We start from the raw sequence: 22,069 nt of genomic DNA, 5'->3' as shown, positions 1-22,069 counted from the left end.
CTCCGGCGGCGGCGCCGCTCAGATGCACTTGAAATAGTCGAAGGGTTCGCGGCAATCGACGCAGCGGTACAGCGCCTTGCAGGCCGTGGAGCCGAACTGGCTGAGCTGCTCGGTGTGCAGGCTGCCGCACTGCGGGCAGCGCACTTCCGGCGTCTCGCCGAGCAGGCTGCGCTTGCTGGTGCTGCCGGCCGGCGGGGCGATGCCGTATTCGCGCAGCGCCTGGCGGCCGGCGTCGCTGATCCAGTCGGTGGTCCAGGCCGGGTCTAGGCGGCGTTCCAGTTGCGGCGCGGCGAAGCCGGCGTGTTCCAGGGCGTGCTGGATGTCCTGCTCGATGACCTCGGTGGCCGGGCAGCCGGAGTAGGTGGGGGTGACCACCACATGCAGGTGCCCGCCGTGCCAGTCCAGGCCGCGGACGATGCCCAGGTCGACCACGCTGACCACCGGCACCTCCGGGTCCATCACCTGGCCCAGCACGTTCCAGGCGCGGCTGAGATCGTCGGCGGAGCCTGCGCGCGCGCCGCGGTCGCTGGCGATCAGTTCACCAGGTCGCATCGGGGTAGGCCCGCTGGAGGAACTGCATCTCGGCCAGGAGGATGCCCAGGTGTTCGGTGTGCAGGCCGCGGCGGCCGCTGAGGTAGAAGTTCACCGCGGGCTCGGGCAGCGGCAGGGTGGCGCTGGCGAAGATGTCGGCGACCTTGGCGCGCCAGGCGGCGGCCAGCTCTTCCGGGTTGGGCGCCACGCCTTCGGCGAACAGACGCTGCTCGATGTCATCGGCGTTGCACAGTTCGACGGTGAAGCGCCACACCTGCGGGATGGCCGCCATCATGCGCGCGTGGCTTTCCTCGGTGCCGTCGCCCAGGCGCTCGATCCACTCGCCGGAGCGGCGCAGATGGTAGGTGACTTCCTTCAGGCCCTTGGCGGCGATGGCGGCGATGCGCGCGTCGCTGGAATCGCTGAGGGCGCGCAGCACGTGGAAGTGCCAGGCGTCGTAGAGGAACTGCTTGGCCATGGTCACGGCGAAGTCGCCGTTGGGCTGCTCGACCAGCAGCAGGTTGCGGAAGGCGCGCTCGTCGCGGCGGAACGCCAGGTGGTCGGCGTCGCGGCCGTCGTCCAGCAGCTCCGCTGCGTACTCGTACCAGTTGCGCGCCTGGCCGACCAGGTCGAGGCCGACGTTCATCAGCGCCAGCTCTTCTTCCAGGGCCGGGGCGCGGCCGCACCATTCGCACAGGCGCTGGCCCTGGATCAGGGCGCTGTCGGCGAGGCGCAGCAGGTATTCGATCTTGTCGTTATGCGGGTTCATGCACGCGATCTCACATGTGGCCGACTTCGGGCGGCAGCTCGTAGAAGCTGGCGTGGCGGTAGACCTTGTCCTGCGCCGGGTCGAACAGCGGGTCCTTCTCGTCGGGCGAGGAGGCGGTGATCAGCGCCGAGGGCACCACCCACAGGCTCACTCCTTCGTTGCGGCGGGTGTAGAGCTCGCGGGCGTTCTCGATGGCCATCGCGGCATCGGCGGCATGCACGCTGCCGACATGCTTGTGGTTCAGGCCGTGCTTGCTGCGCACGAAGACTTCGAAAAGGGTCCATTCAGCCATGGCGGTTATCTCCTCGCGGCTCAGGCGGCGTCGCGTTTGCGTTGTTGTTTTTTACGGGCATGGGCGACCGCGGCTTCGCGGACCCAGGCGCCGCTCTCGATGGCGTTGCGGCGGGTGGCGACGCGCTCGGCGTTGCACGGGCCGTTGCCCTTGAGCACTTCGTAGAATTCTTCCCACTGGATGTCGCCGAAGTCGTAGTGGCCGCGTTCCTCGTTCCACTTCAGGTGCGGGTCGGGGGCGGTGCAGCCGAGCAGTTCCAGTTGCGGCACGGTCTGGTCGACGAAGCGCTGGCGCAGCTCGTCGTTGCTCTGCCGCTTGATCTTCCAGGCCATGGACTGGGCGCTGTTGGGCGAGTGCTCGTCGCTGGGGCCGAACATCATCAGCGCCGGCCACCAGAGGCGGTTGATGGCGTCCTGGACCATGTCCTTCTGCGCCTGGGTGCCGTGGCGCATCATGGTCAGGAGGATTTCGTAGCCCTGGCGCTGGTGGAAGCTCTCTTCCTTGCAGATGCGGATCATCGCGCGCGAATAGGGGCCGTAGGAGGTGCGCTGCAGCACCACCTGGTTGACGATGGCGGCGCCGTCCACCAGCCAGCCCACCGCGCCCATGTCGGCCCAGTTCAGCGTCGGGTAGTTGAAGATGCTGGAGTACTTGGCGCGGCCGGAATGCAGCTTGGCGACTTCCTCGTCGCGGTCGGCGCCGAGGGTTTCCATGGCGCTGTACAGGTACAGGCCGTGGCCGGCTTCGTCCTGGATCTTCGCCATCAGCTGCAGCTTGCGCTTGAGCGTCGGCGCGCGGGTCACCCAGTTGCCCTCCGGCAGCATGCCGACGATTTCCGAGTGGGCATGCTGGGAAATCTGCCGGATCAGGGTCTGGCGGTAGGCGTCGGGCATCCAGTTCTTCGCCTCGATCTTGATCTCGGCGTCGATCTTCTCCTGGAAGGCACGCTCCTCGGGGGACATGTCCTCGAGCGACTTGACGCGCTTGACGCCAGTCTCGACCAGTTGTGCATACATGCTGTGTCTCCAGCCTTTGTTCTGTTGTGGGGAGGCCTTGGCCATGGCGCTATTTTTAAATGATACAGAAAGCAATGTCTAACACTAAATAGTGTGTCGTATATATTTTTTGTATCGCTTTGGGGGTAGGCGCGGGTGGGGCGTTGGGCGCCAGTGGAAGGCTTGTGGCGTCTGGTTGCGGGAGTTTGCGGCTATCTGGCGGTGAACGTGATGTAAAGGAGGGTGTGGACCAGGGCGGATGATCGCGGCTCCGGCGCGATACCGGAGTGACGAATGGAGGGGTTAAAGCGATACGTAAAATTCAATTCAGGTTGGAAGGTGTGTCTCCGATGGCGCCCGCCGGGGCGGGCGCCGGTATCGGTTCAGGCGTCGACGATCACCTGGAAGCCGCCGAAGATCATGCGCTGGCCGTCGAAGGGCATGGACTGGAAGTTGTCCTTCAGGCGTGGGTCCTCCATGACCTTTTTCATCCCGGCGTCGCGTACCTCGCGGGACGGCCAGGTGATCCAGGAGAACACCACGGTCTCGTCCTCCTTGCGTTTCACGGCCATGGGGAAGGAGGTCACCTTGCCTTCGGGGACGTCGTCGCCCCAGCACTCGACCACGCTGAGCGCGCCGTACTCCTTGAAGACTACCGCCGCCTTGCGGGCCAGCTCGGTGTAGGCCTCGCGGTTGGCGGTGGGGACGGGGACGATGAAGCCGTCGATGTAGTTCATGGTGGGGCTCCCTTTGCTGTTTTGGGGGGGGGAGTGGGTCTCCCGTGGGGTCGATTGCTAGTCGTTCAGGGTGGGGGAGGATCGACAGGGGTGAGGCGGAAGGTGATGGGCGGTCGGGGAATGGGCTGGATGTTTTTGGTGTGGGGGTGAGTTGGGTTCCCCCAGCCCTCTCCCTGAAGGGAGAGGGGGCTTGTCCGTGCCGAGAAAGGTGATGGTTTCCGCCGGCAGCCACTGCGCTAGCCGGCTAACGCCATAACACCAAACCCTGCCCAACGGTCCCCTCTCCCTTCAGGGAGAGGGTTAGGGAGAGGGAGCGGAGGTCCGCTTGACGATGAAGCCAAGCCTTACCTTTCAATGCCGACTAGCCACAGCCGCCCCAATCCCCGTCATCGACCGGATGAACTGCCCCAGGTACCGCCCACGCTCCGCCTCCGCCCGCGCCGAGCGGTCGCTCACCGAGAACCCCCAGGCCGCCAGGAAGGCCGCGCTCATGGAGAACAGCGCCGGGTTGCTGTAGGGGAACACCGCTTCGGCGTTGCCCAGCACCGCCACCCACACCGGCGGGCCGAGCACCAGCAGGGCGATGGCCGTGAGCAGCCCGGCCAGGCTGCCGGCCACCGCGCCGCGGGTGGTCAGGCCGCGCCAGAACATCGAGAGGAACAGCACCGGGAAGTTCACCGAGGCGGCGATGGCCAGCACCAGGCCGGAGAGGAAGGCGATGTTCTGCGACTCGAAGAGCACGCCGAGGATCACCGCCAGTACGCCGATGCCCAGGGTGGCCAGGCGCGACACGCGCATTTCCTCGGCCTCGCTGGCCTGGCCCTTGCGCAGCACGCAGGCGTAGAGGTCGTGGGATACCGCCGAGGCCGCCGACAGCGCCAGGCCCGCCACCACCGCGAGGATGGTGGCGAAGGTCACCGCGCAGATGAAGCCGAGGAACAGGTTGCCGCCCACCGCCTGGGCCAGGTGCACGGCGACCATGTTGCCGCCGCCAATCAGCGCGCCTTCGGCGGTGCGGAAGGCCGGGTCGTTGCCGACCATGACGATGGCGCCGAAGCCCACGGCGATCAGCAGCAGGTAGAAGTAGCCGATGAAGCCGGTGGCGTAGAACACGCTCTTGCGCGCCTCGCGGGCGTCGCTGACGGTGAAGAAGCGCATCAGGATGTGCGGCAGGCCGGCGGTGCCGAACATCATGCCCAGGGCCAGGGAGATGGCGTCCACCGGGTTCGCCAGCAGGCCGCCCGGCGCCATGATCGCCACGCCCTTGGCGTGTACTTTGGTGGCCGCGGCGAACATCGCCTCGCTGCTGAAGCCGAAGTGGCGCAGCACCATGAAGGCCATGAAGCTGGTGCCCGAGAGCAGCAGCACGGCCTTGATGATCTGCACCCAGGTGGTGGCCAGCATGCCGCCGAAGGTCACGTAGCAGACCATCAGCGCGCCCACCACCAGCACCGCCTGCAGGTAGCTCAGGCCGAACAGCAGTTCGATCAGCTTGCCGGCGCCGACCATCTGCGCCACCAGGTACAGCAGCGCCACGATCAGCGTGCCGAGGGCCGCGGTGATGCGGATCGGCGCCTGCTCCAGGCGGTAGGAGACCACGTCGGCGAAGGTGTACTTGCCCAGGTTGCGCAGACGCTCGGCGATCAGGAACAGGATGATCGGCCAGCCGGCGAGCACGCCCAGGGCGTAGAGCAGGCCGTCGTAGCCGCTGGCGAACATCATCGCCGAGATGCCCAGGAAGGACGCCGCGGAGATCATGTCGCCGGCGATCGCCAGGCCGTTCTGCATGCCGGTGAGGCCGCCGCCGGCGGTGTAGAAGTCCGCCGCCGAGCGGGTGCGCAGCGCGGCCCAGCGGGTGATGGCCAGGGTGGAGAGGACGAAGGCCAGGAACAGGCCGATGGCGTGCCAGTTCAGCGGGCGTTCGGCGCCGGCGGCCAGGGCCGGCTCGGACAGCGCCAGGCCGGCGAGCAGGAACAGGGCCTTCATGCCTGGGCCTCCTGCTTGAGCCGGTCGTTCAGCGGGTCCAGCACCTTGTTGGTCTGGTGCACGTAGAGGCCGGTGAGCAGCACCGAGAGCAGGATCAGGCCGACGCCGGCGAGCATGCCGACGCTGGTCACCCCGCCGGCGAGCGGGCGGCCCAGCAGGCCGGGGGCGAAGGCCACCAGCAGCACGAAGCCGTAGTAGGCCAGCAGCAGGGTGGCGGTGAGGGACCAGGTGAGGCGTTGCTTGCGGCGGACGAGAAGGAGGAAGTCCGGGTGTTCCCGGAGGCGTTCCAGGGGCAGGGTCATGGCGCGCTCTCTGTTGTTGTGAGGTTGTCGAGGCGGTTTGTTTGATACGTAAATGTATTTTTAGTTTGTAATTGAGTATCGGAATTGATTGTCACCCAGGAGGCACAGGCCGGGGAGGGGGATGCAGGCGAAAGTCGTGTCGGGATGTTGCCGGGAGAGGGCTTTTCGTAGGAGCGAGCTTGCTCGCGAACCGCCCAGCGCAAGAGCGTTCGCGAGCAAGCTCGCTCCTACAGGGTGTGGGGTCGCGTGCCAACGAGAAACTCCCCGTCGCAACCCATCCTACGAAAAGCAACTCGGCGCAATCGCCTGCGGGGGAAATGAAAAACCCCGCTTTGGCGGGGTTTTCGTGGCGCGGGGCGATCAGCCCTGGTTGCGCTTGTCGAACACGTGGCAGGCCTTGCCTTCGGAGCGCTTGAGGCTGTGGAACGGCTGGATCAGGATGCGCGCGCTGATGCCGATGTGCGTCTTGACCTGCTTGCTCAGCTCGTTGGCCACCTGCTTCTGCTGCTCGGCATCCAGGTGCTGCAGTTCGTGCTTGAGTTCGACGTGCACGTCCATGCTGTCCATGTTGCCGTTGCGATACAGGTGGATTTCGTAGACTTCGGCCAGCTGTTTCACTTTCAGCACCTGCTCCTCGATCTGCGTGGGGAACACGTTCACCCCGCGGATGATCAGCATGTCGTCGCTGCGCCCGGTGATCTTGTCGATGCGCCGCATCGGCCGCGCGGTGCCCGGCAGCAGGCGGGTCAGGTCACGGGTGCGGTAGCGGATCATCGGCAGCGCTTCCTTGGACAGCGAGGTGAACACCAGCTCGCCGTATTCGCCGTCGGGCAGCACCGCGCCGGTGGCCGGGTCGATGATCTCCGGGTAGAAGTGGTCTTCCCAGACGGTCGGGCCGTCCTTGGTCTCGGCGCACTCCATGGCCACGCCCGGGCCCATGATCTCGGACAGCCCGTAGATGTCCAGGGCGGTGATGCCCAGGCGCTCTTCCACGGCGCGGCGCAGTTCGGCGGTCCACGGCTCGGCGCCGAAGATGCCCAGGCGCAGCTTGAGGCTGTGCGGGTCGATGCCCTGGCGCTCGATCTCGTCGGCCAGGTTGAGCATGTAGGACGGGGTGACCATGATGATGTCCGGCTGGAAGTCGCGAATCAGCTGGACCTGCTTCTCGGTCTGGCCGCCGGACATCGGGATCACCGTGCAGCCCAGGCGCTCGGCGCCGTAGTGGGCGCCCAGGCCGCCGGTGAACAGGCCGTAGCCGTAGGACACGTGGACCTTGTCGCCCTTGCGCCCGCCGGCGGCGCGGATCGAGCGCGCCACCACGTTGGCCCAGGTGTCGATGTCGTTCTGCGTGTAGCCGACCACCGTGGGCTTGCCGGTGGTGCCGCTGGAGGCGTGCAGGCGCACGATCTCGCTCTGCGGCACGGCGAACATGCCGTAGGGGTAGTTGTCGCGCAGGTCGTTCTTGCCGGTGAAGGGGAACTTCGCCAGGTCGTCGAGGGATTTCAGGTCGTCCGGGTGCACGCCGGCTTCGGCGAAGCGCTGGCGGTACAGCGGGACGTTGTCGTAGGCGTGCTTGAGGCTCCAGCGCAGACGGTCCAGCTGGTGCTGGCGCAGTTCATCGAGGCTGGCGGTCTCCAGCGGGTCGAGCAGGGCACGTTCGGCATCATGGTACATATTCATGGGTTCACTCGATTTGTTCTTGTACGCCAGCCCGCGTGCGGGCTGCGAGTGTCATGGGGGGAGGATACGCCCTCCGCGGAATCCGGTCTTTGCGCTTCTGGCCAGGGTCTTTGGCGTCCCTGCCAGAGTTACTGCGGCAGGCGCTCGATGACCATGGCGATGCCCTGGCCGACGCCGATGCACATGGTGCACAGGGCGTAGCGGCCGCCGCGCTCTTCCAGCTCGTGCAGCGCGGTGGTGACCAGGCGCGCGCCGCTCATGCCCAGCGGATGGCCCAGGGCGATGGCGCCGCCGTTGGGGTTGACCCGTTCGTCGTCGTCGGCCAGGCCCAGCTCGCGCAGCACGGCCAGGCCCTGGGCGGCGAAGGCTTCGTTGAGTTCGATCACGTCCATGTCGTTGAGGCTCAGGCCGGTCAGCTCCAGCACCTTGCGCGTCGCCGGCACCGGGCCGATGCCCATGATCCGCGGCTCGACGCCGGCCACCGCCATGCCGACCACCCGGCCGCGGGCCTTCAGGCCGTGGCGCTGGGCCGCTTGCGGGCTGGCCAGCAGCAGCGCGCAGGCGCCGTCGTTGACCCCCGAGGCGTTGCCGGCGGTGACGCTGCCGCCCTCGCGGAACGGCGTGCCGAGCCTGGCCAGCTGTTCCAGGGTGGTGTCGCCGCGCGGGTGCTCGTCATGCTCGACGACCTTGGCCGGGCCTTTGCGCTGGGGAATTTCCACCGGGACGATTTCCTTCGCCAGACGGCCGCGGGCCTGGGCGGCGGCGGCCTTGTGCTGGCTGCGCAGGGCGAAGGCGTCCTGGTCGGCCCGGGAGATGTCGAACTGTTCGGCGACGTTCTCCGCGGTTTCCGGCATGGAGTCGATGCCGAACTGCGCCTTCATCAGCTTGTTCACGAAGCGCCAGCCGATGGTGGTGTCGAAGATTTCCGCGCTGCGGCCGAAGGCCTGCTCGGACTTGCCCATCACGAAGGGCGCGCGGGACATGGATTCGACGCCGCCGGCGAGCATCAGCCCGGCCTCGCCGCAGCGCAGGGCGCGGGCGGCGTTGCCGATGGCGTCCAGGCCCGAGCCGCACAGGCGGTTGATGGTGGTGCCCGGCACTTCCTGGGGCAGGCCGGCCAGCAGCGAGGCCATGTGCGCGACGTTGCGGTTGTCCTCGCCGGCCTGGTTGGCGCAGCCGAGGATGACGTCGTCGATGGCGTTCCAGTCCAGCTGCGGGTGGCGCTGCACCAGGGCCTTGAGCGGGATGGCGGCGAGGTCGTCGGCGCGCACGCCGCTGAGGGCGCCGGCGTAGCGGCCGATCGGCGTGCGCACGGCGTCGATGATCAGGGCGTCGCTGAGGGTGGCGTTGGTCATTCGGGGGTCTCCTGCGTCAGCACGGTGCCGCGCACTTTGTAGGATTTGCCGTGGAACAGGGCGATCAGCTGTCCGTGCTGGTTTTCGATGCGTACGTCGTAGTTGCCGGTGCGGCCGCTGCGGCTCTGCTCGCTGGCCGTGGCGGTCAGTTCGTCGCCCAGACGCGCCGGGGCCACGTAGTCGATGCTGCAGCCGATGGCCACGGTGGCCTCGTCATAGCTGTTGCAGGCGAAGGCGAAGGCCGAGTCGGCCAGGGCGAAGAGGAAGCCGCCGTGGCAGGTGCCGTGGCCCTGGATCATGTCCTCGCGCACCGGCATGCTCACCTGCGCGCTGCCGGGGCCGGCGTCGAGCAGGGCGATGCCCAGGCGCTGGGTGGCCAGGTCGCGGCTGAACATGGCGTCGGCGCAGGCGCGGGCCAGTTGTTCGGGGGTGCGCTCAGTCATGCAGGCGGCTCCCTTCGGCGTGCTTGCGGCGCAGCAGCAGGGACGGGCGGTAGCGCTCCTCGCCGTAGCTGCGTTGCAGGTTGTCTAGGGTGTTCAGCACGTAGCCGACGCCGATGGCCTCGGCCCAGGCCAGCGGGCCGCGCGGGTAGTTCACCCCGGCGCGCATGGCCAGGTCGATGTCGGCGGCCGAGCCTACGCCTTGCAGCACGGCGTCTGCCGCTTCGTTGGCGAGCATCGCCACGGTGCGCAGCACGGCCAGGCCGGGCAGGTCGGCCAGGGCGGTGACCTTCAGGCCGGCGCGGCGCAGCAGGGCCACGGCCTGGTCGCGGGCTTCGGCGCTGGTGTCGGCGGACCAGCTGATGGCGATGCGCGAGGCCTTGGCGTAGTCCAGCGCCAGGTCGAACAGCACCAGGTTGCGCAGGCCGTCGTCCTTGCCGCGCTGGCTGGCCAGGCGGCCGTCGGACAGCGCCAGCACCGCGTCGCCGACGCGCAGCAGGCCGCCGCCGGCGCGTTCGACCACCTGCACGCCGGCGTCCTTCAGGCGTTGCACCAGCGGCTGGGCGACGCCCAGGTCGCCTTCGACCACGCAGGTGTCGACTTCGGCGGCGCTGCTCAGCTCGGCGGCCTGCGGGCGCTCGGCGCCTTCGGCGTAGTCATAGAAGCCGCGGCCGCTCTTGCGGCCCAGGCGGCCGGCGTCCACCAGCTCCTTCTGGATCAGCGAGGGCTGGAAGCGGAAGTCGCCGTAGTTGGCGTCGAACACCGAGCAGGTCACCGCGTAGTTGACGTCGTGGCCGATCAGGTCGGTCAGCTCGAAGGCGCCCATGCGGAAGCCGCCGGCGTCGCGCAGCAGGGCGTCGAGGCTGGCGCAGTCGGCGGCGCCTTCCTGCAGCAGGCGCAGGCTTTCGGCGTAGAACGGGCGGGCCACGCGGTTGACGATGAAGCCGGGGGTAGAGCGGGTGTACACCGGCTGCTTGCCCCAGTTCTTCGCGGTGGCGTGCAGGGCCTTGGCCAGTTCCGGGCAGGTCGCAAGGCCCGAGACGATCTCCACCAGGGCCATCAGCGGCGCCGGGTTGAAGAAGTGCATGCCGATCACCCGCTCGGGGTGCTGCAGGCCGGCGGCGAGGCTGGTGATGGACAGCGAGGAGGTGTTGCTGGCGAGGATGCAGTCGGCCGCGCACAGCGCTTCCAGCTGGTTCAGCAGGCCACGCTTGACCTCCAGGTTCTCGACGATGGCCTCGATCACCAGGCGCGCATCGGCCAGGGCCTCGATGGCTTCCACCGGTTGCAGGCGCGCGACTATGGCGCTGCGCTGCTCGGCGTCGAGCTTGCCTTTCTCGACCAGGCGGCCGAGCTGGCGGTCGATGCCGTCGATGGCCTGGGCGGCGGCGCCGGGGTGGTTGTCGTAGAGCTTCACCGGGTGGCCGGCCTGGGCCGCCACCTGGGCGATGCCGGCGCCCATGGCGCCGGCGCCGATCACCGCGACCTGGGCATTGATATCCAGTGCGTGCATGTCAGCGGCCCTTGAAGCTGGGGGTGCGTTTTTCCATGAAGGCGCCGACGCCTTCGCGGTAGTCCTCGCTGCGCCCGGCCAGGCGCTGCAGGTCGCGCTCCAGCTCCAGCTGCTCGTCGAAACTGTTGTTCAGGCTGGCGTTGAGGCTGCGCTTGATCAGCGCCAGGCCGTAGGTCGGCTGGGTGGCCAGGTGGCGGGCCAGTTTCAGGGCTTCCTCGCGCAGGTTGGCGTCGTCCACCACCTGGTAGATCAGGCCCCATTGCTCGGCCTGTTCGGCGGACAGGCGGTTGCCCAGCAGGGCCAGGGCCTTGGCGCGGGCCAGGCCGACCAGCCGCGGCAGCGTCCAGGTGCCGCCGGAATCGGGGATCAGGCCGATCTTGCAGAAGGCCTGGATGAAGCTGGCCGAGCGCGCTGCCAGGACCAGGTCGCAGGCCAGCGGGATGTTCGCCCCGGCGCCGGCGGCCACGCCGTTGACCGCGCAGATGACCGGCAGCGGCAGGTCGCGCAGGGCGCGGATCAGCGGGTTGTAGAACTTCTCGATGGACTCGCCCAGATCGGGCATCTCGGCGCCCGGGGCGACGTTGCGGTCGGACAGGTCCTGGCCTGCGCAGAAGCCGCGGCCTTCGCCGGTCAGCAGCAGCACGCGGGCCTCTTCGCTCTGGCGCACCTGCTTGAGCGCTTCGCGCACCTCGCCGTGCATCCTGGCGTTGAAGCTGTTCAGCTGCTCCGGGCGGTTCAGGCTGAGGAGGGCGACGCCGTCCTCGATGGAAAACAGGATGTGCTCGAAGGTCATGGGCGGGCTCGCTCCATCAATCGGTATAGAAGGAAGAAAGGGGCTTCAGCGGCCGAGGAAGCGCGCCGGGCGCTTTTCCTGGAAGGCGCGGATGCCTTCCTCGCGGTCGGCGGTGCCGGCCAGCAGGGTGAAGGCGTGGCGCTCGAAGCGCAGGCCACTGGCCAGGTCGGTGTCCTGGGCCTTGAGCAGCGCTTCCTTGGCCATGCGCACGGCCAGCGGCGCCTTGCGCGCGATGACGCGGGCGACCTGCAGGGCGCGCTCGACGGTGAACTCGGGTTGGGTGACTTCGCTGACCAGGCCGGCGCGCAGGGCGTGGCGGGCGTCTATGGCTTCGCCGGTGAGGACCATCTGCATGGCCAGGGACTTGCCCACCGCGCGCAGCAGGCGCTGGGTGCCGCCGGCGCCGGGGATGATGCCGAGGTTGATTTCCGGCTGGCCGAAGCGGGCGTCCTCGCCGGCGATGAGGATGTCGGCGTGCATCGCCAGTTCGCAGCCGCCGCCCAGGGCGAAGCCGTTGACCGCGGCGATCAGCGGCTTGGCGAAGGCGGTGATGCGCTGCCAGTGGGCCACGCGCGGGTCGTTGAGGATGCCGACCAGGTCGCGCTCGGCCATCTCCTTGATGTCGGCGCCGGCGGCGAAGGCCTTGCGGCTGCCGGTGATGACCACCACGCGGGTCTCGGCGTCGCGCTCGGCGGCGTCCAGTTCCGCGGCCAGTTCGCCCAGCAGTTCGGTGTTCAGGGCGTTGAGCGCCTCGGGGCGCTGCAGGGTGATCAGGCGGACGCCGTCCTCGGGCGCCTGCACGGCGAGGGTACGAGGCATGTAAAGCTCCTCAGGCTGCACGCACGGCTTGAGGCCGGCTCATTGGAATTGTTATGCGGGCCCGTCGCGCCTCTGTGGGTGCGGACGGTCCCTGGCTGGCATCCAGTATATGCCTTAAGTGATACAAAACAACAATAACAAAATTGATTTATGTGTCTCGTATGTCGAGAGGATTGCCAGGTTCGGGCTTCCGCAAGGGGCTGCGAAGCCCGTTGGACAAGGGCTGATAGCTATGGGACTTGCGGCTTGGCAGACGTGCCGGTGGTCGCTCGGGAAAGCGATACAGCATCGGGTGCATTGACGATCGGATTTGTTGTGATACAAGATTTTCCAAACAACGAATCGCGACGGGTCGCTTTCCCGTCCCGTCCCGCCTTGCCGGCGCCCCTGGCGCCGCCGTGCACAAGGAGCCACCCTGATGCCGTCCGTCGCCTGCGCGCTGGAACCCTTCGCCGAAGCTGGATGCCCGTTCAGGGTGCAGCGCCACCTCGATCTGCCCGAAGAGGAGGCCTGAGATGCCCTGCTACAGCCTCGAAGGTCTGACCCCGGTGGTCGATTCGACCGCCTACGTGCACCCCACGGCGGTGCTGATCGGCGACGTCATCGTCGGCCCCGGTTGCTACGTGGGGCCGCTGGCGGCGCTGCGCGGCGACTTCGGGCGGATCATCCTGGAGGAGGGCGCCAACCTGCAGGACACCTGCGTCATGCACGGCTTCCCGGACAGCGACACGGTGGTCGAGCGCAACGGCCACATTGGCCATGGCGCGGTGCTGCACGGCTGCCGCATCGGCGCCGACGCCCTGGTGGGGATGAACGCGGTGGTGATGGACAAGGCGCACATCGGCGAGCGCTGCATCGTCGCCGCCACCGCCTTCGTCAAGGCCGGCTTCGAATGCCCGCCGCAGAGCCTGGTAATGGGCTCGCCGGCCACGGTCAAGCGCGAGCTGAGCGAGCAGGAAATCGCCTGGAAGCAGCGCGGCACCGCCGAATACCAGCAATTGAGCAAGCGTTGCCTGGCCAGCCTGGTGGAATGCCGGCCGCTGGCCGCGGTGGAGGCCGACCGCCCGCGCCTGGGCGATTCCGGGTTCCGCCCGAAGGGGCAGGGCGCATGAGCCTCATTGGGGTTCGCTCCAATGGCCAGGCGGCCCGGCGGGCAGGTATAGTCGGCGCTTTATCCGCGCCCGACCGAGCCATGAGCAGTCTCGCCCCGCTGAACCAACTGATCGCCCGCTTCCAGGAACAGACGCCGATCCGCGCCAGTTCGCTGATCATCACCCTCTATGGCGACGCCATCGAACCCCATGGCGGCACCGTCTGGCTGGGCAGCCTGATCGGCCTGCTGGAGCCCATGGGGATCAACGAGCGGCTGATCCGCACTTCGATCTTCCGTCTGACCAAGGAAGGCTGGCTGACCGCCGAGAAGGTCGGCCGGCGCAGCTACTACAGCCTCACCGGCACCGGCCGGCGGCGTTTCGAGAAGGCCTTCAAGCGCGTGTACAGCCCCGGCCTGCCGGCCTGGGACGGCGCCTGGACGCTGGTGCTGCTGTCGCAACTGGCGGCGGACAAGCGCAAGCAGGTGCGCGAGGAGTTGGAGTGGCAGGGCTTCGGCGCCATCGCCCCGAGCGTGCTGGCCTGCCCGCGCTGCGACCGCGCCGACCTCACCGCGACCCTGCTGGACCTGGACGCGCTGGACGACAGCATCGTCTTCGAGACCCACGCCCAGGAGGTGCTCGCCTCCAAGGCCATGCGCCTGCAGGTGCGCGAGAGCTGGAAGATCGACGAACTGGGCCAGCACTACAGCGAGTTCATCCGCCTGTTCCGCCCGTTGTGGCAGGCGCTGCGCGAGCAGGGCGAGCCGGATGCCCAGGACTGTTTCCTGGCGCGCACCCTGTTGATCCACGAATATCGCAAATTGCTACTGCGCGACCCGCAACTGCCGGACGAACTGCTCCCCGGCGACTGGGAAGGGCGCGCGGCGCGGCAGCTGTGCCGCAACCTCTACCGCCTGGTGTACGCCAGGGCCGAGGTGTGGCTGAACAGCGCCCTGGAGACCGCCGACGGCCCCTTGCCGGATGCCGGCGAGAGCTTCTTCCGGCGGTTCGGGGGGCTGAACTGAGCCGGTTGGCTCGAAACATGCTTCACAAGCGCCGGACCGAGGCGGCGCTGCGGGACCACCGGCCGGACGGCCGGACCATGACGGGCGCCTGCCTGAGCGTCCGCTGATAAAAACAATGCGTGCATGAGGCTTTAGGTCATGAACCCTTCATCGATTTCCAGGGATGAGGCTTTCGAAGCGTGGTTGGGCCAGGTCAACCAGGCGTGCGGGCGTTTCGACGCGCGCACCCTGGGGCCGTCCTTCCACGGGAAGCTGCGGGAGTACCAGGGCGGTGCCATCAAGCTCAGCGTGGTCGACATGTCCCAGGTGCACCTGTACCGCACCAGCAAGGAGGTCAGCGCCAGCGGCAACGGCCACTTCTACGCGGTGTTCCAGCTCGACGGGCGCTCGCGCCTGGAGCAGGACGGCAGCCGCGTGCAACTGGCGCGCGGCGACATCACCCTGGTGGACGCCAACCGCCCCTGCGACATGACCTATGAGGAAGACTCGCGGCAGCTGTCGCTGATCCTCCCGCGCCAGGTGCTGGAGCGCGGCCTGCGCTTTTCCGGCATCGACTGCGCGCGGCGCATCCCGGCCAGCTCGCCGGTGGCGGTGCTGGCCAACACCCTGATCCTCGAAACCACCCGCCAGAACGGCCTGGGCATGCAGGAAAGCGAGGCCACCCTCGACGCCCTGGTCAGCCTGCTGCGCCCGGCGCTGGCCGGCGCGGAAGCCGAGGGCGACAGCCATGAAAGGCTGTTCCGCAAGGCGGTGGCCTTCATCGACGAGCACATCGGCGCGGAGGAACTCTGCCCGGAACTGATCGCCCGCGAAGTGGGGGTATCGGTGCGCGGCCTGTACCGCATGTTCGCCAAGAAGGGCCTGGTGGTGGCGCAGTACATCAAGAACCGCCGCCTGGACTTCTGCGCCGAATCCCTGCGCAACGCGGCGGGCGAGCAGAAACTGTCGGCGCTGGGGTATGCCTGGGGGTTCTCGGATTCCAGCTACTTCTCCACGGCGTTCAAGTCGCGCTTCGGGGTTTCGCCGGGGGAGTATCGGAAGCGGTATGTGCATTGAGAGCGGCTGCAGGCTGTAGGCTGCAGGTAAGAGCGTGAAGAGCCCCTCTCCCCAGCCCTCTCCCGCAAGCGGGAGAGGGGGCTGTTCGTGCCGAGAGGGGGCCTGGTTCCAGACGGCAATCCCTGTGCTAACCGGCTAACTCCAGAACATCCAACCCTGCCCAACGGTCCCCTCTCCCTTCAGGGAGAGGGTGCTCTTGGGGCCGGCACCATAGCCTCCCAGCCCCGTAGGATGGGTTGAGCGAAGCGATACCCATCGCCCCCACCGCATGGGTTTCGCAAACGAAAAGCCACGAAAGCCCCTCGGCGCAGCCGGCGAGAGGGTTGACCCCACCGCTCTTGCTTGCAGCTTCCAGCTTCCAGCCTCCAGCGGCTCTTCTGGCACCCCCACCAACACGACTGGCACACAGAAAAACACCCACCCTCGCGTCCCTGGCGACAATCGTCCTCGACCGGCACCTGCCTTGTGCCCGGCCGACAAGAATCGATCGAGAGTGCCCCCTGCATGCTTTTCACCGTGAAATCCCGAATCAAGACCGGCCTCTGCGGCCTGCTGCTGGCCGTGGCCGCTGTCCAGTCCGGGCTGGCCCTGGCCGATGACCTGGCCGCCAAGGGCCAGGCCGTTTTCGAGCGCGACTGCTCCGTTTGCCACACCGCCAATGCCGGCGGCGCCAACATCATGGGGCCGAACCTGCATGGGGTGATCGGCCGCAACGCCGGCTCCCTGGCCGGTTTCAGCTATTCCCAGGCGATGAAGGACAAGGGCGCGGCCTGGAGCCGCGAGAGCCTCGAAGCCTTCGTTACCCAGCCCCAGGCCGCCGTGCCGGGCACCTACATGCCCTACCAGGGCCTGGCCGACGCCGACGAGCGCAAGGCCCTGAGCCTGTGGCTCAGCCAGCAGCACTGACCTTTCCCGGCCGCTCCCGGCGAGCGGTTCCCTGCCTGGCCCGCGGGCCGCAAGAACAGGAGTCACCATGAGCATCACCGCAACCCTGCCGCAGGTCGCCGAGTTCCTCCAGCGCCGCCACGGCTGCTTCATCGACGGCGCCTGGGTGGCCTACGACGGCCCCACCAGCGACGTGCTCAACCCGGCCAGCGGAGAAACCATCGCGCAGATCGCCGACATCGATACCGAGATGCTCGACCGCGCCGTGAAATCCGCCCACGCCGCCTTCAAGTCGCGCGTCTGGTCCGACCTGCGCCCGGCCGACCGCGAGCGCATCCTGCTGCGCTTCGCCGACCTGGTGGAGCAGCACGCCGAGGAACTGGCCCAGTTGGAAACCCTCAGCCAGGGCAAGTCGATCAACCTGACGCGCATGCTCGACGTCGGCGCCACCGTCGAGTTCATGCGCTACATGGCCGGCTGGGCGACCAAGATCGAGGGCCAGTCCCTGGACGTGTCCATCCCGCTGCCGCCGGGCACCAAGTTCACCGCCTTCACTCGCCGCGAGCCGGTGGGCGTGGTCGCCGGCATCGTGCCCTGGAACTTCCCGCTGATGATCGCCGTGTGGAAGCTGATGCCGGCCCTGGCCACCGGCAACACCGTGGTCATCAAGCCCGCCTCGGAAACCCCGCTGACCGCCCTGCGCCTGGCCGAGCTGGCCTTCGAGGCGGGCGTGCCGGCCGGGGTGTTCAACCTGGTTACCGGCGACGGCGCGCGCATCGGCGGCGGCCTGGCTTCGCACAAGCTGATCAGCAAGGTCTCCTTCACTGGCTCCACCGCGGTGGGCCGCAGCGTCGGCATCGCCGCCATGCAGAACATGACGCGCTTCGCCCTGGAACTGGGCGGCAAGAACCCGATGATCATCCTGGCCGACGCCGATATCGACAAGGCCGTGCAGGGCGCGCTGCTGGGTGGCCTGCTCAACAGCGGCCAGGTCTGCGCCGCGGCCTCGCGCTTCTACGTGCACGAGTCGCGCTATGCTGAGTTCGTCGACAAGCTCGGCGCGGTGGTCGCCGGCATGAGCATCGGCCAGGGCATGGACGATACTGCGCAGATCACCCCGCTGGTGTCGCGCAAGCAGCAGGCCTCGGTGCTCAAGCACATCGAGACCGCCCGCCGCGAAGGCGCCCGGGTGGTCTGCGGCGGTGAGCCGATGGACTGCGACGGCTTCTTCGTGCGCCCGACCGTGCTGGCCGACGTCACCCAGGACATGGCCGTGGCCCACAATGAAGTCTTCGGCCCGGTGCTGGCGGTGCTTTCCTTCAAGGAAGAGGACCAGGCCATCGAGATGGCCAACGACAGCGAGTACGGCCTGGGCGCCAGCCTGTGGACCAACGACCTGACCCGCGCCATGAACCTGGTGCCGCGCATCGAATCCGGCACCGTATGGGTCAACGCCCACGTGCTGCTGGACCCGAGCATGCCCTTCGGCGGCGTCAAGCAGTCCGGCATGGGCCGCGAGTTCGGCCGCGCGGTGGTCGAGGCCTACACCGAGATCAAGTCGGTGTGCATCGCCCACTGAGGGCGCCTTGCGTAGCGTGCCGCGCGGCGGCACGCTACGCCGCTTTCCCGGATGGCGGCAGAGGAGGCTGATCGCATGTTCGCCCTGACCCTGCGCGTGGCGCTGGCCTGCCTGCTGCCGTTCGCCGCCATCTTCCTGCTCGACGCCATGCCCGGCGTGCACCCGGCCTGGGACTTCGCCAACGTCGCCGGCTTCGTCGCCGGGGCGCTGTTCCTGCTGCTGTTCGCCTACACCGGCAAGCCCATGGCCCGGCCGCGGCACGACGGCAAGTTCTTCATGGTGCTGCACCGCGACCTGTCGTTCGTCGCCGCCGTGCTGCTGGTCGTCCACGTGGCGGTGCTGCTGGTGGATGAGCCGCTGGTGCTCGACGAACTGCTGCCCGGCGCGCCCTGGCACATGCTCGCCGCCGATGGCGCGACGCTGCTCCTGCTGCTGATCCTGCCGCTGAGCCTGACCGCCGTGCGCCGGCGCATCTGGCCCAGACATGCAGACTTCCGCCGCTGGCATTATGGCTGGAGCGCCGCCATCGTCGCCCTGGCCGCCGTACACATGATCGGCGCCGGCTACTACAGCGGCGCCACCTGGAAGGCCGTGCTCTGGGGCGCGCTCAGCGTCGCCGCGCTGGCCTGGCCGCGGCTGCCGCGGCCCACGCCGCACTATGCCGAGGGCGGGCGCCGGCGGCATAGCGCCTACCTGGCCAGCCGCCTGAGCCTGGGCGTGCTCTGCGCCGGCCTGGCCCTGGCCGGGCTCTATGCGCTGCTCGGCAGCGTCGACCTGCCGCTGCTATGAAGCGCTGGTACCTGCTGTTGGCCATCCCGCTGCTGGCGGCCTTCGTCCTCGGCGCGCGGCACGGCCACGACCAGCTGGTGCGCCAGCACCCGCTGCTGCCGATGAACTTCGACCACACCAACCACGGCAGCATCAACTGTGTCACCTGCCACCACGACTTCGTCGACCGCTCCACCTCGGCCTCGCCCAGCGGCAGCCGCACCTGCGTGCTCTGCCACAAGGAGTCGCCGCAGCTGGCGGTGACCATCGAGCACGACTTCCACCAGTTCTGCGAAAGCTGCCACCTCAAGCGCCTGCAATCCTTCCAGCAGGCCGGCCCGGTGCGTTCCTGCAAGGGCTGCCACACGCCGCCCGCGATGGCGGGCGCGCCTTAGTTGAGGATCAGCAGGCGCGGGTATTCGCGCAGGTGCGAGGAGGTGATCTGGGCGAGGGAGCGCATGGCGCCCAGCGGGTCGTCCAGGCGGTAGTTGGCGGTGATGCTGACGTCTTCCAGGCGCTCGTCGGCGTTGACGATCCAGCCCGGGTAGTAGCGCCGCAGTTCGGCCAGCACCTGGCTCAGCGGGCAGTTCTCGAACACCAGGCGGCCTTGCACCCAGGCCAGCAGGCGCTGGCTCTCGCCGTTGTGGCGGCGCTCGCCGAAGCCGCCGGGGCCGACGCGGATGCTGTCGCCGGCGCCGAGGCTGACGCGGGTGTCGTCGCCGGCGCTGCGCAGGTCCACCTCGCCGTGCTGCACGCTGACTTCCGCCTCGTTGCCCAGGTAGCGCACGGCGAAGGCGGTGCCGCGCACGCTCACCTGCACCGGGCCGGCCTCCACCTCGAAGGGGCGGCTGCGGTCGTGGGCCACGTCGAAGTAGGCTTCGCCGCGGAACAGCCGGGCGCTGCGGCGCTGCTCGTCGAGGTGGCTGGACAGGGCGGTGTCGGTGTTCAGCAGGATGCGCGAGCCGTCGGCCAGCTGCAGGCTCTGGCGCTGACCCACGGCGGTGTAGTGGTCGGCGCGGATGTGCGTCAGCAGGTCGCCCTGCAGCGCCACGCCGAGGGCCAGCAGCAGCCCCGCGGCGGCGGCGAAGGAACGCCAGCGCCGGCGCTTGCCCTGGCTGGCGCGGTGCTGCGCCTGGGCCTCCAGGCCGGTGGCGGCCAGGCCGAGCAGCGGCGAGTCCCACAGGCTGCTGGCGTGCCGGAAGGCGCTGGCGTTGGCCGGGTGCGCGGCCAGCCAGGCGTCGAAGCGCGCGCGGGTGGCGGCGTCGGCGTCTTCCAGCTGGATCAGCCAGTCCAGCGCTTGGGCCAGGTGCGGGTCCGGGGCGGTCACGCGGCGTTCCTCGAATCGGGGGCGCACATTGTGGGCCAGCCGCGGGCCGATGGGTAGCCCGTCATGCCGGCGGTTCCAGGCGCCCGAGCACGCCGATGCAGATGGCCATGATGAGCTTCAGCTCCTTCTGCACCGTGCTGGGCGATACCCCCAGCTGCTCGGCGATTTCCGCGTAGCCGCAGCCGTGCAGCCGGCTGAGGATGAAGATGCGCTGCTGGCGCGGGGTGAGGCGTTCCAGGGCCGAGCCCAGGCGCTCCAGCAACTGCTCGGCGTGCAGGCCGTCCTCGGCCGAGCTCTGGCTGGAGGGCACCGCCTGGAGCACCTCCTGGGGCACGTCGTCGAGCAGGGTGCGCGATTGCATGCGCAGGTGGCGCAGGTGGTCCAGGGCGAGGTTGCGGCCGGTCTGGAAGAGGAACGGCTCCAGGTGCTCCACCGGGCGCTCGCGCAGGGTGCGGGCCACGCGCAGGTAGGTTTCCTGGACCAGTTCTTCGGCGATGCTGGGGTTCTTCACCATTCTCGCCAGGGTGCGCAGCAGCGGGGTGCGTTGGGCGAGGAACACGGTGTCGAGGTGGGAAAGGCTCACGCGACGTCCATGCAAGTCATTTTCTGATGAGAATCATTATCGTTCGTCGGGCGTGGTCGGCACAAGCCGGGGCGCCGAGAAAAAAAAGCGAGGCCCGCAAGCGCGCCTCGCTCGTCCCTCAGCCGGCTTGTGAGGGAAAAGGGGGAGGGGCTCAGGCCTTGTCGGCCTTGCCGGCGGCCGCGGCGAACTTCGCCAGGCGCACGTCCAGGCGCCGCGGGCGGCGGCCGTGGTCCTCGGCCTGCTCCTTGCGGCGGATGGCGTTGCGCACCATCAGCGAGCCCAGGTAGCGCACCGGCTCCGGCGGGAAGTGGCCGAGCGGCCCCTGGGCCAGCGGCGAGCGCGTCCACTCGTCGTCCAGGCCCTGCACCAGCGAGGCGAGGAGCTGCCCGCCCATGTGGCAGGGGCCGACGCCGCTGCCGGAGTAGCCGAAGCCGTAGAAGATGTTGCCGCCGGCGCCGAGCCGGCCGAAGAACGGCAGGCCGGTCACCGAGCGGTCGGAGGGGCCGTTCCAGCTCGCGGCGATGGGCACCTCGGCGAAGGTCGGGAAGAACTCGCCGAGGCTGCGCCGCAGCAGGTCGAGGTAGGGCGAGGGCTGGTCGAACACCGGCAGCATGCGCCCGCCGTAGGCGAAGGTGTTGCCGCCCTTGCCGAGCATGAGCCGGCCGTCCGGGGTGTTGTGGTAGTAGTGCACGAAGATGCGCGAGTCGAGCACGGTCACCCCCGAGGTCAGGCCGATCTGCCGCAGCAGGTCCGGGCGCGGCTCGGTGATGATCATGTCGCTAGAGACGATCGCCACCGTGCGCTCGAACTGCGGGAAGGCCCGCGCCATCCAGGCGTTGATCGCCAGCACCACGCGGTCCGCCGCCACCTGGCCATTGGGCGTGTGCACGCGGGCCGGGTGGCCTTTCTCCAGGCCGGTCATCGGCGTGCCCTCGTACAGCCGCACGCCCAGCTGCAGCGCCACCCGGCGCAGGCCGCGCACCAGCTTGCCCGGCTGCACGCTGGCGGCGGCGGGGGAGAACCAGCCTTCCAGGTGCTTGTCCGAGCCGGCCATGCGCCGCACGTCCTCCAGCGGGCGCTTGGCGAAGGAGTTGATGCCGTGCTTCTCCAGTGCGGCGATCACCCCGTCGGTGGCGCCGACCTGGGCGGCATTGGTCGCGGTGTACAGGGTGCCGTCCAGGCGGTAGTCGGCATCCATCCCGTACTTCTCGCAGAACTCGCCGATGGCGTGGATGCTGCGCTCGGAGGCCTTCACCAGGCGGATCGCCTCGGCCAGGCCGAACAGCCGCTCCAGGGTGAAGAACTTCGCCGACCAGGACAGCGCGCAGCCGCCGTTGCGCCCGCTGGCGCCGGCGCCGCAGATGTCGGCTTCGACTATCACCACGTCCAGCCCGGGCTTCTGTTCCTTGAGCTGGATGGCGGTCCACAGGCCGGTGTAGCCGCCGCCGACGATGCACACGTCGGCGCGGGTGTCCTGTTGCAGCGGGGCGGCCCTGTCGCTGTCGTGCTGCAGGGCCTGGGCGAGCCAGAAGGGGCGCATGGG

The 22,069-nt window shown here is 68.7% G+C and carries 23 protein-coding genes; 7 read left to right on the top strand and 16 right to left on the bottom strand.

The genetic code is table 11. The annotated features are described in order from the left end of the window. Nucleotides 1-18: 18 nt before the first annotated feature. The 13 genes from paaD to paaF all read right to left on the bottom strand — a co-directional run bounded on the left by paaD (nucleotide 19) and on the right by paaF (nucleotide 12,212). The gene (gene paaD, locus ACTWJ5_RS18300) at nucleotides 19-552 is read right to left on the bottom strand and encodes a 1,2-phenylacetyl-CoA epoxidase subunit PaaD (protein ID WP_116423314.1); all 534 of its coding nucleotides are present in this window, start codon (nucleotides 550-552) and stop codon (nucleotides 19-21) included. Further along, nucleotides 539-1,300 (bottom strand): 1,2-phenylacetyl-CoA epoxidase subunit PaaC, encoded by a 762-nt coding sequence (paaC, locus tag ACTWJ5_RS18295; protein WP_253410575.1) that lies wholly within the window; start codon nucleotides 1,298-1,300, stop codon nucleotides 539-541. Before paaC ends, paaD begins: the two co-directional genes overlap by 14 nt. Nucleotides 1,301-1,310: 10 nt before the next feature. Next, entirely contained in the window at nucleotides 1,311-1,592 is a 282-nt protein-coding gene (paaB, locus tag ACTWJ5_RS18290; RefSeq protein WP_009622486.1) for a 1,2-phenylacetyl-CoA epoxidase subunit PaaB, read from the bottom strand. Nucleotides 1,593-1,612: 20 nt separating this feature from the next. Continuing rightward, the gene (paaA, locus tag ACTWJ5_RS18285) at nucleotides 1,613-2,608 is read right to left on the bottom strand and encodes a 1,2-phenylacetyl-CoA epoxidase subunit PaaA (protein ID WP_444436261.1); all 996 of its coding nucleotides are present in this window, start codon (nucleotides 2,606-2,608) and stop codon (nucleotides 1,613-1,615) included. A gap of 362 nt (nucleotides 2,609-2,970) precedes the next feature. Then, nucleotides 2,971-3,324 carry a DUF1428 domain-containing protein gene (locus tag ACTWJ5_RS18280; RefSeq protein ID WP_444436260.1) on the bottom strand — a complete coding sequence of 118 codons (354 nt, stop codon included), beginning with the start codon at nucleotides 3,322-3,324 and terminating at the stop codon, nucleotides 2,971-2,973. Nucleotides 3,325-3,675: 351 nt separating this feature from the next. Beyond that, nucleotides 3,676-5,310: a cation acetate symporter gene (locus ACTWJ5_RS18275; protein WP_253410571.1), complete on the bottom strand. Its 1,635-nt coding sequence runs from the start codon at nucleotides 5,308-5,310 to the stop codon at nucleotides 3,676-3,678. Further along, entirely contained in the window at nucleotides 5,307-5,612 is a 306-nt protein-coding gene (locus ACTWJ5_RS18270; RefSeq protein WP_043271749.1) for a DUF485 domain-containing protein, read from the bottom strand. The genes ACTWJ5_RS18275 and ACTWJ5_RS18270 overlap by 4 nt, the downstream gene beginning before the upstream one ends. Nucleotides 5,613-5,972: 360 nt before the next feature. Continuing rightward, nucleotides 5,973-7,292, bottom strand: a complete 1,320-nt coding sequence (gene paaK / locus ACTWJ5_RS18265; protein ID WP_253390392.1) for a phenylacetate--CoA ligase PaaK — start codon at nucleotides 7,290-7,292, stop codon at nucleotides 5,973-5,975. A gap of 128 nt (nucleotides 7,293-7,420) precedes the next feature. After that, nucleotides 7,421-8,647, bottom strand: a complete 1,227-nt coding sequence (gene pcaF / locus ACTWJ5_RS18260) for a 3-oxoadipyl-CoA thiolase (protein ID WP_444436259.1) — start codon at nucleotides 8,645-8,647, stop codon at nucleotides 7,421-7,423. Continuing rightward, nucleotides 8,644-9,090 carry a hydroxyphenylacetyl-CoA thioesterase PaaI gene (paaI, locus tag ACTWJ5_RS18255; RefSeq protein ID WP_009622469.1) on the bottom strand — a complete coding sequence of 149 codons (447 nt, stop codon included), beginning with the start codon at nucleotides 9,088-9,090 and terminating at the stop codon, nucleotides 8,644-8,646. Before paaI ends, pcaF begins: the two co-directional genes overlap by 4 nt. Continuing rightward, nucleotides 9,083-10,600, bottom strand: coding sequence for a 3-hydroxyacyl-CoA dehydrogenase PaaH (paaH, locus tag ACTWJ5_RS18250; RefSeq protein ID WP_444436258.1), 1,518 nt, complete (start codon nucleotides 10,598-10,600; stop codon nucleotides 9,083-9,085). Before paaH ends, paaI begins: the two co-directional genes overlap by 8 nt. Before the next feature lies 1 nt (nucleotide 10,601). Continuing rightward, the gene (gene paaG / locus ACTWJ5_RS18245) at nucleotides 10,602-11,393 is read right to left on the bottom strand and encodes a 2-(1,2-epoxy-1,2-dihydrophenyl)acetyl-CoA isomerase PaaG (RefSeq protein ID WP_043314348.1); all 792 of its coding nucleotides are present in this window, start codon (nucleotides 11,391-11,393) and stop codon (nucleotides 10,602-10,604) included. Nucleotides 11,394-11,438: 45 nt separating this feature from the next. Next, nucleotides 11,439-12,212: a 2,3-dehydroadipyl-CoA hydratase PaaF gene (gene paaF, locus ACTWJ5_RS18240; RefSeq protein ID WP_043271744.1), complete on the bottom strand. Its 774-nt coding sequence runs from the start codon at nucleotides 12,210-12,212 to the stop codon at nucleotides 11,439-11,441. A 515-nt stretch (nucleotides 12,213-12,727) separates the two neighbouring features. Here paaF and paaY point away from each other — a divergent pair. The 7 genes from paaY to ACTWJ5_RS18205 all read left to right on the top strand — a co-directional run bounded on the left by paaY (nucleotide 12,728) and on the right by ACTWJ5_RS18205 (nucleotide 19,011). After that, the gene (gene paaY / locus ACTWJ5_RS18235) at nucleotides 12,728-13,324 is read left to right on the top strand and encodes a phenylacetic acid degradation protein PaaY (RefSeq protein WP_444436257.1); all 597 of its coding nucleotides are present in this window, start codon (nucleotides 12,728-12,730) and stop codon (nucleotides 13,322-13,324) included. A gap of 80 nt (nucleotides 13,325-13,404) precedes the next feature. After that, nucleotides 13,405-14,328, top strand: a complete 924-nt coding sequence (gene paaX / locus ACTWJ5_RS18230) for a phenylacetic acid degradation operon negative regulatory protein PaaX (protein WP_256511545.1) — start codon at nucleotides 13,405-13,407, stop codon at nucleotides 14,326-14,328. A gap of 138 nt (nucleotides 14,329-14,466) precedes the next feature. After that, nucleotides 14,467-15,384 carry a transcriptional regulator FeaR gene (feaR, locus tag ACTWJ5_RS18225; RefSeq protein WP_116423321.1) on the top strand — a complete coding sequence of 306 codons (918 nt, stop codon included), beginning with the start codon at nucleotides 14,467-14,469 and terminating at the stop codon, nucleotides 15,382-15,384. A 504-nt stretch (nucleotides 15,385-15,888) separates the two neighbouring features. Beyond that, nucleotides 15,889-16,290 carry a c-type cytochrome gene (locus ACTWJ5_RS18220; RefSeq protein ID WP_269963018.1) on the top strand — a complete coding sequence of 134 codons (402 nt, stop codon included), beginning with the start codon at nucleotides 15,889-15,891 and terminating at the stop codon, nucleotides 16,288-16,290. Nucleotides 16,291-16,357: 67 nt separating this feature from the next. Continuing rightward, on the top strand, nucleotides 16,358-17,848 hold the full coding sequence (locus ACTWJ5_RS18215; protein WP_301501650.1) for an aldehyde dehydrogenase family protein: 1,491 nt from the start codon (nucleotides 16,358-16,360) through the stop codon (nucleotides 17,846-17,848). Nucleotides 17,849-17,923: 75 nt separating this feature from the next. Next, a complete protein-coding gene (locus tag ACTWJ5_RS18210) occupies nucleotides 17,924-18,637 on the top strand; it encodes a ferric reductase like transmembrane component (protein ID WP_253390388.1) in 714 nt (237 codons plus the stop codon). Then, nucleotides 18,634-19,011: a cytochrome c3 family protein gene (locus tag ACTWJ5_RS18205; protein ID WP_009622446.1), complete on the top strand. Its 378-nt coding sequence runs from the start codon at nucleotides 18,634-18,636 to the stop codon at nucleotides 19,009-19,011. The genes ACTWJ5_RS18210 and ACTWJ5_RS18205 overlap by 4 nt, the downstream gene beginning before the upstream one ends. On the opposite strand, the gene ACTWJ5_RS18200 is transcribed toward ACTWJ5_RS18205, so the two are convergent. The 3 genes from ACTWJ5_RS18200 to ACTWJ5_RS18190 form a co-directional block, all read right to left on the bottom strand. Beyond that, the gene (locus ACTWJ5_RS18200) at nucleotides 19,008-19,943 is read right to left on the bottom strand and encodes a FecR family protein (RefSeq protein WP_444436256.1); all 936 of its coding nucleotides are present in this window, start codon (nucleotides 19,941-19,943) and stop codon (nucleotides 19,008-19,010) included. The genes ACTWJ5_RS18205 and ACTWJ5_RS18200 overlap by 4 nt on opposite strands. Nucleotides 19,944-20,004: 61 nt before the next feature. Continuing rightward, on the bottom strand, nucleotides 20,005-20,526 hold the full coding sequence (locus ACTWJ5_RS18195; protein ID WP_043271738.1) for an RNA polymerase sigma factor: 522 nt from the start codon (nucleotides 20,524-20,526) through the stop codon (nucleotides 20,005-20,007). 151 nt (nucleotides 20,527-20,677) lie between these two features. Next, the gene (locus tag ACTWJ5_RS18190; protein ID WP_444436255.1) at nucleotides 20,678-22,066 is read right to left on the bottom strand and encodes an FAD-dependent oxidoreductase; all 1,389 of its coding nucleotides are present in this window, start codon (nucleotides 22,064-22,066) and stop codon (nucleotides 20,678-20,680) included. Nucleotides 22,067-22,069: the final 3 nt, after the last annotated feature.

The organism is Pseudomonas sp. A6, assembly GCF_052367875.1.
GTDB classification, from domain to species: domain Bacteria; phylum Pseudomonadota; class Gammaproteobacteria; order Pseudomonadales; family Pseudomonadaceae; genus Pseudomonas; species Pseudomonas citronellolis.
This window is presented reverse-complemented; position numbering and strand designations above follow the sequence as displayed.